This is a genomic window from Streptomyces sp. HNM0574, from assembly GCF_012726235.1.
Classification (GTDB): Bacteria; Actinomycetota; Actinomycetes; order Streptomycetales; family Streptomycetaceae; genus Streptomyces.
In genome coordinates this window covers 152,702-167,283 of sequence record NZ_JAASAH010000012.1, presented here as the reverse complement: position 1 = coordinate 167,283, position 14,582 = coordinate 152,702, and the positions used below count along the sequence as shown (strand labels likewise).

The following is a 14,582-nucleotide window of genomic DNA, read 5'->3' as shown; positions in this document are numbered from 1 at the left end:
CGGTCACAGCCCGGCCTTGCGGTAGCGGCGCAGCAGCAGCGCGAAGGTGCCGGCGATCAGCACCGCGCAGAGCGCCAGGTAGGCGGCGGTCTGCGGGCCGCTGAGGTCCGGCATCCCGGGAACGGCGGGCTCGCCGCCGAGGAACCGGGCCTGTATGCCGTCCATCAGCGAGCCGGGCGAACCCAGCCCGAGCCAGCCGATCATCTCCGGGTTGTCCTGCACCCCGGCGATCGCCTGGAGCGCGGAGACGAGGAAGTACGGGATCGTCAGCACCGCGATGATCGCGGCGACGCCGAACCCGCGGCGCGGGGTGTGCGCGGCGACGGCGATGCCGATGCCCGCGTGCAGGACGGCGAACAGGGCGCAGAACAGCAGCCCCTGGGCGAAGCCCTTCGTCTGGTCGCCGAAGTCCAGCTCCGCCAGCAGCGCCCCGATGTAGAGGATGACGACGGGGACGGCCAGGAAGACGAACAGCGCCGCGGACAGGGCCGCGTACTTCGCCCCGACGTAGTCGGCGCGGGAGACGGGCCGCGAGAAGTACAGCGGGGTGACCTTGAAGCGCAGGTCGAGCGAGACGGCCTGGGGCGCCGTCGCGGCGATGAAGATGCCGATGACGGGCTGGAGTTGGATGACGTAGTCCGTGTACCCCATGGGCAGGTCGCGGAGCTTCGTCACGACCGTGACGGCGACGACGATCGCGGCCGGCACGCACATCACCGCGAACAGGATCATCGGCAGCAGCTTCGACTTCGCCGCCCTGCCCAGTCCGTACGCGCCGCGCAGCGACTGCGCGAAGAGGGAACGGCGGGCGTAGGCCCGGCCGAGGCGCGGGCCGTCGTAGCCGCGGTAGCCGATGTTGTGGATGACGTCGTCGGCCCGCTGCCCGGGCGCGACGTCCCCGGACGGCGGCACCGTGCCGCTCTGCTGCGGGTTCTGCCGGGTCTCAGGAGGCATCGCCGCTGCCTCCCTTCTGCGCCTGCGCCGACTGGAGCTCCGGTTCCGGCACCGGCGCCCCCGCGGACCGCGGCTCGGTCTGTGCCGGGCGGGACGCTTCCCGTCCGGCGTCCGGATCCGTCCGTTCGGACGGCGGTGACTGGAACACCTCGGCGATGCGGTGCCGGCGCTGCTCCATGCGCACCAGCCCGAGGCCGAGCTCCGCCACCGTGTCGCGGACCGTGTCGTACGCGCTCTCGTCCCGCGCGTCCACCAGCACCAAGTGCCCCGCGCCGGGGGCCCGTTCGGGCTGCGCGCCGGAGCCGTCCCCGGCGCCCGGGAGGGAGAGTCCGGCGCCGGTGAGCACCTCGCGCAGAGCCGCGGTGCCGTCGGGGTGGGTGTCGGTGTCGGTCACCTCCACCGCGAGCACCGGCGTCGCCTGCGTGAACTCGGCCGTGGCGGAGGACCGCAGCAGCTTCCCGCCGTCGATGACGACCACGTGGTCGCACGTCCGCTCCAGCTCTCCGAGGAGGTGGGAGGTGACGACGACGGAGATCCCGAAGTCCGTGTGGACCCGTCGGATCAGGGCGAGCATCTCGTCCCGGCCGACGGGGTCGAGGCCGTTGGTCGGCTCGTCGAGCAGCACCAGCTGGGGGTCGTGCACGAGCGCCTGCGCGAGCTTCACCCGCTGCTTCATGCCCGTCGAGTAGCCGCCCATGGCGCGGTAACGCGATTCGTACAGACCGACGTGGCGCAGGGTGTCCGCGGTGCGCTCCCGTGCGGCCGTCGCCGGGAGGCCGGACATGCGCGCCATGTGGACGACGAACTCCGTGGCCGACACGTCGGGCGGCAGGCAGTCGTGCTCCGGCATGTAGCCGACGCGTTCCCGGATGGCCTGGCCTTCCCGGGAGACGTCCATGCCGAGGACCGAAGCGGTGCCCTCGGTCGCCGGGGCCAGGCCGAGCAGGATCTTGATCAGGGTCGATTTGCCGGCCCCGTTGGCGCCCACCAGGCCGGTCACACCCGGGGTGATGCCCACGGACAGCCGGTCCAGCGCGGTCACCCGCGGGTACCGCTTGGTCAGGCTTTCGGTCGCGATCACAGTCACCCCTCGAAGCTAGTGCTCCGGGGCGCCCCGGCACGTCCGCCCAGGGGGCCGAATCCCCGTGGTACTCCAGGCTGACGGGCCCCTAGGGGCAGCGGTACTTCCGGCGGACCGGCGTCAGGGTCCTGAGGCGGACGGAGGGGGAGACAGGGAAGCGGAAGCGGGGCTACCGCCAACACCCGCCACCACGCCCGTTGTTACCAGCGGTATCCACAGGCTGCTCCGACCCCTTGACGTCGCCACGCGGCGTTGTCACATTCATCAGTGTCACGTTACGGCCACGTAGCGGACCCCCCTTCGACGAGGACGGGACGGTCGACCATGCTCTCCGCAGTGAAAAGGCGGCAACTGCCCGCCGGGCTCGACGAGTTCCGCGAAGTGCAGCGGCTCAGCTACGCCTGCGCCGAGGCGGTCGCCGCCCAGCTCAAGCCCGGCATCACCGAACGGGAAGCGGCCCGGATGCAGCGGGACTGGCTGCACGAACGCGGCGTCCGGGACTGGTTCCACCTCCCCTTCGCCTGGTTCGGCGACCGCACCGCCTTCACGGACTTCCGCATCCCGCTCCAGTTCTTCCCCACCGGCAAGAAACTCGAGCCCGGCATGCCCTTCATCCTCGACATGGCCCCCATCCACAACGGCTGCACCGCCGACATCGGCTACTCCGGCTGCCTCGGCCTCAACCCCGTCCACGACCGGCTCCTCACCGACCTCCGCGCACACCGCGAACTCATCCTGCGCGAGGTACGCGAACGCCGCACCCTCCGCGAAATCTACGGACACGTCGAAGACCTCATGGTCCGCCAGGGATACGCGAACCGGCACCGCGCCTACCCCTTCGGCGTCGTCGCGCACAAGGTCGACCGCGTACCCCGACGCCGCTGGTCACCCACCCTCTTCGGCTTCGGCACCAACGCCCTCAAGGGCCTCGCGAGCGACGCCCTGCACGGCCACCGGGACGGCTGGTCCCCCCTGTGGTCCCCGTACCGCTTCTCCGACCACCCGCCGCAGCCCGGGCTGTGGGCGGTCGAACCCCACCTCGGATTCCGCGGCACCGGCGCGAAGTTCGAGGAGATCCTCGTCGTCACGGACTCCCGCGACCCCGAGGAGAGCGCCTACTGGCTCGACGACGACCTGCCGCACGTGCGGCGCTGGCAAGAGGAGGCGAAAGCCGCATGAGCAGCACACCCCACCCGGCCCCGCACAGCGACGGCGCACACCTGCCCGGAGCCCGGAACCGCACCGTCCGCACCCGCGAGGGCGTCGAACTCGCCGTCGCCGAACTCGGCGACACCACCCAGCCCACCGTCGTCCTCGTCCACGGCTACCCCGACAGCAAAGAGGTGTGGTCCCAGGTCGCCCGCCGGCTCGCCGACCGCTTCCACGTCGTCCTCTACGACGTACGCGGATGCGGCGCCTCCACCGCGCCCAAACCCCTGCGCGGCGGCTTCACCCTGGAGAAACTCACCGACGACTTCCTCACCGTGCTCGACGCCGTCTCCCCGGACGCGCCCGTCCACCTCGTCGGCCACGACTGGGGCTCCGTACAGGGCTGGGAATTCGCCACCGTCAAACGCACCGAAGGCCGCATCGCCTCCTTCACCTCCATGTCCGGCCCCTCCCTCGACCACTTCGGACACTGGATCAAACGGCGCCTCTCCCGCCCCACCCCCCGCCGCCTCGCCCAGGCCGCCGGACAGGGCGCCCGCTCCTGGTACGTCTACATGCTGCACACCCCCGTACTGCCCGAACTCGCCTGGAAGGGCCCGCTCGGCAAACGCTGGCCCAAGATCCTCGAAAAGGCGGAGAACGTCCCCGGCGACGGCTACCCCACCCCGTCCCTCCCCCGCGACGCCTCCCACGGAGCCTGGCTCTACCGCGACAACGTCCGCTCCCGCCTCCGCAGGCCCCGCGAGGACTGCTACGCCCACGCCCCCGTACAACTCATCACCCCCACGGGTGATCTGTTCCTCAGCCAGCGCCTCTACGACGAACTGGAGCTCTGGGCCCCCCGGTTGACCCGCCGGACCATCCCGGCCAAGCACTGGATCCCCCGCACCCGCCCCGACCAGCTGTCCGACTGGATCACCGAGTTCGTCACCGCCCACGAGACCGACGGCTCCGGCTCCGTACGCGAGACCGCCCCCAAGGGCGCCCACGCCGACCGGTTCGCCGGCAACCTCGTCCTGGTCACCGGCGCCGGCAGCGGCATCGGCCGCGCCACCGCCTTCTCCTTCGCCGAGGCCGGCGCCCGCGTCATCGCCGTCGACCGGGACGGCGAGAGCGCCGCCCGCACCGCCGACATGGCCCAGCTCGTCGGAGCGCCCCAGGCCTGGGCCGAGACCGTCGACGTCAGCGACCAGCAGGCCATGGAGAAACTCGCCGAGAAGGTCGCCGCCGAGTACGGCACCGTCGACGTCCTCGTGAACAACGCGGGCATCGGCGTCTCCGGCCCCTTCCTCGACACCACCCCCGAGGACTGGAAGAAGACCCTCGACGTCAACCTGTGGGGCGTCATCCACGGGTGCCGCCTCTTCGGCGCCCAGATGGCCGCCCGCGGCCAGGGCGGCCACATCGTCAACACCGCCTCCGCCGCCGCCTACCTGCCCTCCCGCGCACTGCCCGCCTACAGCACCTCGAAGGCCGCCGTGCTCATGCTCAGCGAATGCCTCCGCGCCGAACTCGCCGAATCGGGCATCGGCGTCTCCGCCATCTGCCCCGGCCTCGTCAACACCAACATCACCCGCACCGCCCACTTCGCCGGAGCCGGCCCGGAAGAACGCGAAAAGCTCCAGGCCAGGACGTCACGGCTGTACGGCATGCGGAACTACCCGCCGGAGAAGGTCGCCGACGCGATCCTCCGCGCCGTCGTCCGCAACCAGGCCGTCGTCCCCGTCACCCCCGAAGCCCGCGGCTCCCGCCTCATATCCCGCCTCTCCCCCACCCTCCTCCGCGCCATGGCCCGCCTGCGCCCGCCGAACTGAACCGCCCCCGGGCAGAGTTGGCGTCCACCGGCACGGGGCATACGACACACGACGGGCCAGTCCGGGAGGCTGAAGCGCAAGAAGAGAGATGAAACGCGTTGGGAACCGACCAGGCAGACATACCGGAGAGCCCGGGACGGGGCGACGTCCACCGCGCCGAGTACCGGATCGAGGACCTGTCACGTCGCAGCGGCGCCACGGTCAGGACCATCCGCGCGTACCAGGACCGCGGCCTGCTGCCCAAGCCCACCCGGCGCGGCAGGGCCAACGTCTACGACGACACCCACCTCGCCCGCCTCCGGCAGATCGCCGACCTGCTGGACCGCGGCTACACCCTCGCCTCCATCAAGGAGCTCCTGGAGGCGTGGGACGAGGGCCGCGGCCTGGGCGGCGTACTCGGCCTGGTCACCGAGGTCGAAGGACCGTGGACGGACGAGGAACCGGGCCGGCTGACCCGGGCCGAACTGACCGCCATGTTCAGCCCGCGGTCCGAAGCTGCCTGCGCACGCCCGGGTGCGGCCGGGGAGCACGGCGCGGGCCAAGAGCCCGGCACGAGCCACGAGTTCAGCACGTCCGACGAACGCGAGGTGCCCGCGTACGGCACACAGGCCAAAACCGGAGAGGTGGCGGCGGGGGAGGGGGAGGGGCCCCGAGAGGGGCTCCAGCCGAACACCCCCACCACCCCCCTCCAAGCCATCGAGGAGGCCGTCGCGCTCGGCGTGCTGGTCCCGCTCGCGGGCCGACCCGACGAGTTCCTCGTCCCGAGCCCGCAGGAACTGGCCGTCGCCGCCGAGCTGCACGCGGCCGGCGTCCCGCTCGGCGCGATCACCGGCCATCTGCGGGAGCTGCGCGGCCAGGTCGAGCACATCGCGTCCCGCTTCGTCGACTTCACCAACGAGCACGTCTTCATCCGCTACGTGGGCGTACCCCCCACCGACGCGGACGTGACCGAGGCAGCCGAACTGGTGCGCCGCCTCCGCCCCCTCGCCCAGCAGACCGTCGATGCCGAACTGGCCCGCGCCATGCAGACCTTGGCGTCCCGTAACCTCCGCGACCACCTCCGCACCGCCACCGCCCACCCGTCCTTCTGGACGGAGCCCGACCCGCGGCCGGCGGAACCCGCCCCCGAGCCCGAGGAAGCCGAGCCTCCCGTGCACCTCCCCGCCCGCACCCTCGCCGCCGTACGGTCCCTGGTCGGCGAGGAGAACGTCGCGGCGTTCATCACCGCCGCCGCCGAACGCGAGGTGCAGGCCCGCACCATGGACCGCCTCGCGGACCCCGCGCAGCAGTAGCCCCGGCTCACAGCCCCGGCGCACCCCAGACGGGGAACCAGCGGCCGAGGTCGGTCTCGATGGTGAGGTCGTCCGCGAGCAGGCCGCGGGTCTGGAGTTCGAGCGCGTTGTCCCGCTTCTCCTTGGCGCCGGGGACGGGGGCGAAGGGGTAGAAGGTGCCGCGTTTGTAGAGGTAGACGAGGGCGAGGGAGCGGGTGCCGTGCTCTTCCCGGAAGTCGACGAGGGAGCAGAGCAGCTGCGGCCCGAACCCGCCGTCGGCGAGGAGGGTGTTGACGGCGTGCAGGTCGTTGACCAGGTCGGCGACGGCGTCGGGCCCGTGCTGCGCGAGCAGCCAGGTGTACCCGTACTCGTCCTGGCTGAACTCGACGGGGATGCCGCCGCGTTCGGTGTCCGCGTCGAGCAGCTGGGTGACGTCCTGGCGCAGCTGCGCGAAGGCTCCGCCCTCGACGCTCGCGAAGCAGACGGAGCCCACGCCCGTCGGGACGAACCCCGCTCCGGCCTGGAGCGTCACGGCGGCGGAGGGGACGGCGAAGAGGTTGTCGAGGTCGGGACGTACGGGCTTGCTCCGTCCGAGGATGGCGTCGAGGAACCCCATGGCTGCTCACTCCCTCATGGCCGGTCACGGCCGTCGGTCCCCTGCTGGGGCCTGTGCGGTTGTCGTCACTGCCCCAGCTGCTGCGAGATGCGGCCGAGCTGGTCGAGGCGGCGCTGGAGCGGCGGGTGGGAGGAGAGGAGGGCGGCCATGCTCTCGCCGGAGAAGGCGGGGACGAAGTAGAAGGCGTTGAACGGTTCGGCCTTGCGCAGGTCGCGCGTCGGGATGCGGGCCATGTCCCCGCTGATCTTCGTCAGCGCGGAGGCGAGGGCGGAGGGCCGGCCCGTGAGGAGGGCGCCCGCGCGGTCGGCCGACAGCTCGCGGTACCGGGAGAGCAGCCGCGTCAGCAGGAAGCTGAGCGCGTACACGAGGGCGCTGACCAGCGGAATCACCAGCAGCAGGATGCCCGCGCCGTTGTTGTCCCGTCCGACGTTCCGCCCGAGGCCGCCCCACAGGGCGATCCGGGTGAGCATGCCCGCCATGACGCCGAGGAAGGAGGCGATCGTCATCACGGCGACGTCGCGGTGGGCGACGTGCGAGAGCTCGTGCGAGAGGACGCCCTCCAGTTCCTGCGGCTCCAGGCGGCGCATGAGGCCGGTGGTGGCGCAGACCATGGAGTTCTTCTGGTTACGGCCGGTGGCGAAGGCGTTCGGCACGTCACTCTCCGCGATCGCCACCTTGGGTTTGGGCATGTCCGCCAGCGCGCACAGCCGGTCGACGGCTCCGTGCAGCTCGGGCGCCTGTTCGGGGGTGACCTCGCGGGCTCCCATGCTGAACGCGGCGATCTTGTCGCTGAACCAGAACTGCGCCACGAACATCCCGCCCGCCAGCAGCACGATCAGCGGCCACGCCTTGCCGAGCAGCGCGATCAGCACGCCGACGAAGACGACGTACAGCAGTCCGATGAGGAACATCGTGACGACCATCCGGCTGGTCAGTCCGCGGTCGGCGACGTAGCGGGTACGTGCTGCTGCCATGGCGGGCGCTCCCTTTCCACGCGGACGTCCGGCTCTTGCCCCTCCCCGTACTGTCGATTGTGCCCTCTACCCCCACGAACGCGCCCAGACCGGACCCCCGCGCCCGCGCCGTTAGGGTCGGGCCCATGAGTCTGCGCCTGAGCACCGTGATCCTGCCCGTACGCCGCTGGCACGAGGGCGGGCGCGAGCAGTGGACCCGGGCGGAGGAGCTCGGCTTCCACACGGCCTACACCTACGACCACCTCTCCTGGCGCAGCTTCCGGGACGGCCCCTGGTTCGGCGCCCTCCCGACACTGACGGCGGCCGCGGCCGCGACGTCCCGGATGCGGCTCGGCACCCTCGTCACCTCGCCGAACTTCCGGCACCCGGTGACGCTGGCCAAGGAACTCATCTCCCTCGACGACATCTCCGGCGGCCGCGTCACGCTCGGCATCGGCGCGGGCGGCAGCGGCTTCGACGCAACGGCGCTCGGCCAGGAGGCGTGGACCCCGCGCGAACGGGCCGACCGCTTCGCCGAGTTCGTCCCCCTCCTCGACCAACTGCTCACGGAGGACGGTCCGCAGGGCGTCACCGCCGAGGGCAGGTACTACGCGGCGCACGAGGCCCGCAACGTCCCCGGCTGCGTCCAGCGCCCCCGGCTCCCCTTCGCCGTCGCGGCGACGGGCCCGCGCGGGATGCGCCTCGCGGCCCGGCACGGCCAGTCGTGGGTGACCACCGGCGACCCGAAGACCTTCTCGGGCACACCCGAGGAATCCCGGGCGGGCCTCCGCGCCCAGATCGCCCGCCTCACCGAGACCTGCGCGGCCGAGGGCCGCGACGCGACCTCGCTCGGCAGGACCCTCCTCACGGGGTTCACCCCCGACCGCCCGCTCCAATCCCTGGACGCCTTCGTCGACTTCGCGGGCCACCACGCCGAACTCGGCTTCACCGAACTCGCCCTCCACGCCCCCATCCCCGACAGCCCCTTCGCCACCGACCCCACCGTCTTCGAACGCATCGCCACGGAGGGGCCGGCACAGCTCAACAGCGGGGGGTGACCTCGGACTTCACCCGAACTCCACATCCGGAAAGTTCCCCTCACCCCCGGAACGTGACCAAATCCACGTACCCTTGGGAGAGGTCTGCCACTCAAGCCGGTAGCAGGTTGTCAGTCGCCCTTACTAGGGTGTAGTCGACACACTTGCGGCACCATGAGTGCCGACTGCTCGTCGCGCCGTGGAACGCCTGACCGGACGCGGACGGTCGGCGAACACAGGGAACGCACGACGATGATGACGAACGGGGAGGGGCGTAGCCGTGGGCCAGATGCGAGTCGACCTCAGCGAACTCGAGGAAACGGTACGCAAGCTGAAGCGCGTGTCGTCCGCCATGGGCGATTCGGTCACCAAGAGCAAGTACAACACGTTCTTGCCCGCCCAAGCGCTCGGCAAGGAATTCAAGGAGGCCGATGACCTCCATCGCGCGCATGAGGAAATGAAAGACCTCATCCAGGAAATCACCCGTGTCATCAACGGCGTCGTCAACGACTTCGGCGAGAACGCGAAGAAGGTCCACGGCAATTACCAGAACGCCGAGCATGACGCCAAGCACGGCATGGACGGCGGCCAGTCCGGGTCGGGCAACTAACAGACAGGGGGCGAGAAGAGCATGGGCGACACAAACGCGACCCAGGACAGCTTCAATAACGAGTACACCGACACCGGCAACATGTGCTACATGGGCGACGTCGAGACTCCGTTCGCAACAGGGAAGAGCCTCCAGCAGCTGAAGGCCATGGTTGCCGGGGCCAAGCCTGATCTGGTACTTGACGTCGCGGATGCCTGGAAGGCCGTACACGACCACCTCGTCGGTGGCGGCGGCAGCGTGAAGGGCGACTTCGACAAGGCCGTCGAACACGTGCTGCAGCACTGGGAGGGCGAGTCCGCGGACGAGTTCTCCAAGCGGGCGAAGCGGATCAGCAAGCAGATTTCCGACTGCGCCAAGTACGCGGACTACACCTCGACCGCGATGCGCAACGCGGGCACGAAGCTGCGCGAGATCAAGCCGCAGGTCGACGCCATCGAAGAGCCCGACACGGTGGACCGGGGGCTGGACAAGATCGGCGACGGCTTCACTCGTGACGACAACGAGTGGCGCAAGGACATCAACGGCAACAAGGGCGCCCAGTCAGCCCTCGACAACAACAGCGGCGACCTCTCAGCAGGCAAGGAAGCGCAGCTCAAGGCAGCCGCCCAGATGGAAACGCTTGCCGTTGCCTATACGTCCCAGACTAAGACGATGGGGACGTGGCGGAAGCCGCCGCCGCCAGGGGGGCCGGGTGTTGACAATGGCGCCGAGTACCCCGGCGACCCCGGCGGCGTAGCCCCCGTACCCGTGCCCGTCACCCCTGACGGCGGCGGCCCCGGCGCGGCAGTCCCCGGCGGCCGGGCTGGCGGAACCGTCCCCGGTGGCTCCGGCTCCCCGAAGGCAACCAGCCCCGGTGTGGCACAAGGCGGCACCGCGACGAAGGTCAACGGCATCCAGGGCGGAACGGCGACCACCGTCCCGAAGTCCGGAGGTCCGCAGGGCGGCGGCCCCGGCGGTGGGCTTACCGGCAACCCCAGCGGAGGCCCCGTCAGCGGCCCGGCCGGTGGCCCCGGCCTCGTCGGCCAGGCCTCCGGCAACCGCGGCGCCCCCGGAGCAGGAGCGAAGACCGGTGCAGGCGCCGGTGGCCGCGCTCCGGCCGGTCTCGGCGGCGGCCGCATGGGTGGCGCCGGCGGTGCCGGTGGCGCGGCGGGCAAGGGCATCACGGGTGCCGGCGGCCGTGGTCCGCTGGCCCGCGCGCGCGGCGGAATGCTGGACACGCCGGGTGCGTCCCAGGGCGCCGCGAAGCAGGGCGGCCAGGGTCTGCACTCCAGCCGCGGCGGCTCGCAGGCGGGCGACCGTGGCCGCCAGGGCATGATGCGCGGCGGCATGGCCGGCCGGAACGTCCAGGGCAGCGAAGAGGAGAACCGTCAGGGCGAGCGTCCCGACTACCTGGTCGAGGACGAGGAAACCTGGATGCCGAAGCGGCGCGACGTGGCCCCGCCCACGATCGGCTGACCCAGCCCCGGCAGACTACGACCTACCGCACGCTCAAGGGGTGCGGCCGACCCGGCCGCACCCCTTCCGCCGGATAAAGGACTCGACAGATGGGCATCACGCGAACCCTGCGCGTCATCAGCGGCGCGGCGCTGACCGGAGCGCTGGTCTTCACCTCAGCGCCCCACGCCACAGCGGACCAGACCAGAGATGACCAGTGGGCTCTCAAGACGCTCGAAGCCGAGTCCATCTGGAAGACCACCAAAGGCCGGGGGCAAACCGTCGCGGTAATCGATGACGGAGTCAACGCCAGCCATCGAGACCTTGAAGGTAACGTCCTCAAGGGCAAAGACTTTATCGATGGTGGCTCAGCAGCCCCTGAGCAAGGCCAAGAACATGGGACCGGGATGGCAGCAATCATTGCTGGTCATGGCCACGGCCCAGGAAATCAGGACGGAGTCATTGGGCTCGCCCCTGAGGCAAAGATTCTCCCCATCAGGGACCAAGGCGAGCGCCAGGACGGCTACGCAGCTTCGATCCGCTATGCAGTGGACCAGGGCGCTTCAGTGATCAATATTTCCCAGAAGCAGCCTGCACCGTTGAACGAAGAGGCCGAACAAGAGGCCATCGCATACGCCCTGAAGCGCGACGTTGTAATCTTCGCCGGCTCCGGAAATGACGGAGGACCAGTCGGCTATCCGGCAGCGTACCCAGGCGTTGTCGCCGTTACTGGGACTGACAAAAACGGCAAGTTCTGGGAGAAGTCGAACACAGGGAAAGAAGCGCTCCTAAGTGGGCCCGGAGTCGACATTGTTACCGCTGGCGGCCCAAGCGATCTAAATGGCTACAGGATCGCCGAAGGGACCTCCGACTCCACTGCATACGCTTCAGCAGCAGCAGCACTACTACGGACCAAGTTCCCTGACCTTAGCGCTGGGCAGATCGTCAACCGCCTCACCAAGACCGCCGAGGTGCCCACCGCCCTGCAAGGAGCCAAGCTCCCGGACGAGCAATATGGATACGGAATGATCCGTCCGCTCGCTGCTCTTCAGGAGGACATCCCCAAGGGGACCAAGTGGGGACCGCTGTCCGTACCCGAACCCATCAAGGGTGAAAAAGCATCCCAAGAAGAGCTAAAAGAACGTCAGGAAATGCAGGCCGAGTCCGACCGCCAGGCCGTCATTCTCTGGATCATCACCGGTGTCCTCGGGCTGCTGTTCATCGGTGCCATCGTGCTGACGATCGTGCTCGTGCGGCGCCGTAAGCGGAAGAAGGCTGACGCGCAGGCTCCGTACGGCTACCCCAACCAGCCGGGGCAGGCGCCTGGTTACGGGATGCCGCCGCATCAGCAGGGGCCGCCGCAGCACACCGCGCCGCCTCAGCAGCCGCCGCGCAACTGACGGCGGTCACACCCGCTCGCGACGAGCCCCGGCCTCCGCTCAGCAGCGGAGGCCGGGGCTCGTTACGTGTCCGCTCCTTGTACGCAGCTCGTCAATCCGCCCGGCCGCGGGCAGCAACTCACCTACTGGACGGGGAAGTTCGCGTGCAGGACGCGCCCTGTCTACACGGGGAGATGCCCAGGCGCACGGCGGACCCGACCAGGAAGGGAGACATGTCCTACCCACCACCGTCATGGAATTCATCCGGCAGTACGCCTCCTCCGCCTCCTTACCCTCACCAGGACCCGGCATTTGCGCCGACCATGCCTCCCGGACCGGCACCTGAGGCCGGCACGAAAAGCAAGCCTCTTGTCGGCTGTCTGGGTATCGCGCTGTGCATATTTGGGTCGCTCTGCTTGATAGCGGGCCTGGTCTTCGGCTACTACGTCTTCGGTAACCGGGAAGAGAAGAGCAACGCCGAAGCCTACGATCCCGTCCTCTGGCGAAATGAGCCTGTGGACAGGATTTTCCCCAAGTTCCTTGGGGTCGTTGACGCCGGCAAGGCTCCTGTCGCAAGAGGCGAGTACGGCTTGGCAAACGACCCGGAGCGTGGCCAGTGGCAGCGTCTCGGGATCTCGCCGGAAACCGGCTGCGAGGACGCACTCAAGGGAACTACCGCGAAGGCGGCACAACGTGCGGGTTGCAAGGCCGCGCTGAGGGCCACCTATACGGACCCGACCGGCAACATCCTGGCGTCCGTCAGTGTCATCGTCGTACCTGACGACGGTGCCGACGAACTGGGGGCGTTCTTCTCCCAGCAGGAGAACAGCACCAGCGCCTTCTCTCCCGGGGTGCGGGCTTTCCCCGTCCCGAAGACCGTTGCCGCGAAGTGGAGCGACCCGCACGCGAACGGTGCGGCAGGTACGTCGAGCATCGTCGGCACCAAGAAGTACTCCATCGCCGCTGTCACCGGAGCCGCAGACGGGCGCAAGGCAGGGCAACTCCCGCCGCCCTGGGGCAATTCCAGGAATGCGCACTACGACCGTCAGCCGTGGAAGGCGTCGGCCGCCAGTCTGTCCTTGGCCGTGGAACATCACCTCCAGCAAGTCGCAGAGGGAGAAGCATGAGGCACCGGCTCATCAGGACAACAGCCCTGACCTCAGTGCTGTGTTCCGTCCTTGCCGTGACGGCAATCGCACCGGCACATGCGGCCACCCCCACAGGGTGGGAGTCGAAGGCCATGGATCTCGCCGCGGCTCATCGCGTCAGCAAGGGGGCCGGCATCACGGTCGCCGTGCTGGACACCGGCGTCGTAGCCGATCACCCGGCCGTGAAGGGCAGGGTCCTGGAGAACGGCCCGAACTACGTGGAGGACGGCCACGAGCCGGGCGATCCGCTGTGGGGGAAGCACGGCACCGCCATGGCCTCCGACGTTCTGAAGGTCGCCCCCGAAGCGAAGATCCTTCCCGTCCGCGTGACGACCGATGACGACGATGCCGACGTCTGGGAAGACGAGAACGAGCGGTCGTCGCTCGCGAAAGCCATCAACTACGCGCTGGCGAACGGCGCGGACGTCATTTCCCTGTCGCTCGGTGACAGCGGGAGCCTGATCGGTCCTTATGACACCAGCGAGGCGAACGCCCTCGGCCGCGCCGCCCAACGCGGCGTGCCCGTGGTCGCCTCGGCAGGCAACGACGGCGACAAGCACAACGACAGCCAGTTCCCCGCCGCCTACCCGAGCGTCATGGCCATCGCCGCCACCGGCAAGGACGGCAAGCGCGCCCCCTTCTCCACGGTCGCCAGCTACGTGGCCTTCGCCGCCCCCGGGGTTCAGATCACCAGTGCGCGGAACACGGGGGGCTACTCCCCGGTGAGCGGCACCTCCCCCGCCGCGGCGCTGGTGTCCGGGGTCGTGGCCCTGATGCTCTCCGCCGACAACGACCTCACTCCGGCCCAGGTCCGCACGATCCTGACGCGTACCGCCCACAAGCCGGCCGGTGGACGGAACGACCTGGTGGGACGTGGGCTGATCAACGCCGCCGACGCGGTCAGGGCCGTCGACTCGGTACCGGACGCCGGAGCGGGCCCGGTGGACTACGAGGGAGACAAGCACCTGGTGGCGCCTGACGGCACTCCCAAGAGGATCACCGTTCCGCTCCACACGGAAGACATCGTCGCCACAGCCGCCGCCATCGTCATAGGCCTGGGCATGCTGCTCACCGGCATCTTCGTGTTCCGTCGATCGCGGCGGGCGGGCTAAGGG

General features: G+C 69.8%; 13 protein-coding genes. 9 read left to right on the top strand and 4 right to left on the bottom strand.

The window, feature by feature from the left end; all coding sequences use genetic code 11:
• Window positions 1-3: 3 nt before the first annotated feature.
• Window positions 4-954 carry an ABC transporter permease subunit gene (locus HCC30_RS20570; protein WP_206324078.1) on the bottom strand — a complete coding sequence of 317 codons (951 nt, stop codon included), beginning with the start codon at window positions 952-954 and terminating at the stop codon, window positions 4-6.
• The gene (locus tag HCC30_RS20565; RefSeq protein WP_346776726.1) at window positions 944-2,041 is read right to left on the bottom strand and encodes an ABC transporter ATP-binding protein; all 1,098 of its coding nucleotides are present in this window, start codon (window positions 2,039-2,041) and stop codon (window positions 944-946) included. The genes HCC30_RS20570 and HCC30_RS20565 overlap by 11 nt, the downstream gene beginning before the upstream one ends.
• A gap of 318 nt (window positions 2,042-2,359) precedes the next feature.
• On the opposite strand from HCC30_RS20565, the gene HCC30_RS20560 reads away from it, so the two are divergent.
• From HCC30_RS20560 to HCC30_RS28790, 3 genes are all read left to right on the top strand, one after another.
• Window positions 2,360-3,214: a M24 family metallopeptidase gene (locus HCC30_RS20560; protein ID WP_169444078.1), complete on the top strand. Its 855-nt coding sequence runs from the start codon at window positions 2,360-2,362 to the stop codon at window positions 3,212-3,214.
• The gene (locus HCC30_RS20555) at window positions 3,211-5,019 is read left to right on the top strand and encodes an SDR family oxidoreductase (protein ID WP_169444077.1); all 1,809 of its coding nucleotides are present in this window, start codon (window positions 3,211-3,213) and stop codon (window positions 5,017-5,019) included. The genes HCC30_RS20560 and HCC30_RS20555 overlap by 4 nt, the downstream gene beginning before the upstream one ends.
• Before the next feature lie 119 nt (window positions 5,020-5,138).
• Complete coding sequence (locus HCC30_RS28790; RefSeq protein ID WP_346776731.1) at window positions 5,139-6,311, top strand: MerR family transcriptional regulator; 1,173 nt, start codon at window positions 5,139-5,141, stop codon at window positions 6,309-6,311.
• A gap of 7 nt (window positions 6,312-6,318) precedes the next feature.
• Here the strand turns inward: HCC30_RS28790 and HCC30_RS20540 are convergent, their stop codons facing one another.
• Together HCC30_RS20540 and htpX are read right to left on the bottom strand one after the other, a co-directional pair.
• Window positions 6,319-6,906, bottom strand: a complete 588-nt coding sequence (locus HCC30_RS20540) for a hypothetical protein (protein ID WP_169444076.1) — start codon at window positions 6,904-6,906, stop codon at window positions 6,319-6,321.
• 65 nt (window positions 6,907-6,971) lie between these two features.
• Window positions 6,972-7,880 (bottom strand): zinc metalloprotease HtpX, encoded by a 909-nt coding sequence (gene htpX, locus HCC30_RS20535; protein ID WP_169444075.1) that lies wholly within the window; start codon window positions 7,878-7,880, stop codon window positions 6,972-6,974.
• Window positions 7,881-8,005: 125 nt separating this feature from the next.
• On the opposite strand from htpX, the gene HCC30_RS20530 reads away from it, so the two are divergent.
• The 6 genes from HCC30_RS20530 (at window position 8,006) to HCC30_RS20505 (ending at window position 14,579) form a co-directional block, all read left to right on the top strand.
• Complete coding sequence (locus tag HCC30_RS20530) at window positions 8,006-8,917, top strand: LLM class flavin-dependent oxidoreductase (protein ID WP_169444074.1); 912 nt, start codon at window positions 8,006-8,008, stop codon at window positions 8,915-8,917.
• A 259-nt stretch (window positions 8,918-9,176) separates the two neighbouring features.
• Complete coding sequence (locus HCC30_RS20525) at window positions 9,177-9,506, top strand: hypothetical protein (protein ID WP_169444073.1); 330 nt, start codon at window positions 9,177-9,179, stop codon at window positions 9,504-9,506.
• A gap of 21 nt (window positions 9,507-9,527) precedes the next feature.
• Window positions 9,528-10,961: a hypothetical protein gene (locus HCC30_RS20520; RefSeq protein WP_169444072.1), complete on the top strand. Its 1,434-nt coding sequence runs from the start codon at window positions 9,528-9,530 to the stop codon at window positions 10,959-10,961.
• An 89-nt stretch (window positions 10,962-11,050) separates the two neighbouring features.
• Complete coding sequence (mycP, locus tag HCC30_RS20515; RefSeq protein ID WP_169444071.1) at window positions 11,051-12,340, top strand: type VII secretion-associated serine protease mycosin; 1,290 nt, start codon at window positions 11,051-11,053, stop codon at window positions 12,338-12,340.
• 302 nt (window positions 12,341-12,642) lie between these two features.
• Window positions 12,643-13,446: a hypothetical protein gene (locus HCC30_RS20510; protein WP_169444070.1), complete on the top strand. Its 804-nt coding sequence runs from the start codon at window positions 12,643-12,645 to the stop codon at window positions 13,444-13,446.
• A gap of 113 nt (window positions 13,447-13,559) precedes the next feature.
• On the top strand, window positions 13,560-14,579 hold the full coding sequence (locus HCC30_RS20505; RefSeq protein WP_240979757.1) for a S8 family serine peptidase: 1,020 nt from the start codon (window positions 13,560-13,562) through the stop codon (window positions 14,577-14,579).
• Window positions 14,580-14,582 lie beyond the last annotated feature (3 nt).